This is a genomic window from Flammeovirga sp. AWQ4_249, from assembly GCF_056161045.1.
Window position 1 is genome coordinate 1 of the sequence record NZ_JBSWYJ010000169.1, and the last position, 221, is coordinate 221.

The 221-nt window shown below is 37.1% G+C and carries 1 protein-coding gene; it reads right to left on the reverse strand.

Annotated features, from left to right (window positions below; translation table 11 throughout):
* The coding region (locus ACXAHM_RS26515) for a fasciclin domain-containing protein (RefSeq protein WP_474967090.1) at positions 1-221 on the reverse strand (221 nt) is incomplete at both ends.

Sequence of the window (221 nt, forward strand, 5' to 3'; positions counted from 1 at the left end):
TAAATCTTCAGTCGCTTGAGCTAATTCTACAATTGTTGGAAGCATTTCTTCCTCCATTAGAACCATATCAACTACGTGAACGACACCATTTAAAGCCATCTGATCTGCAATTGCTACTGTAGCATTTCCAATCATTACTGATGACCCAAGTGATACCATATATTTTGCTCCACCTAAAGTTTCTACTTCCATACCATCTGATAAGTCAGTTGATAATACTG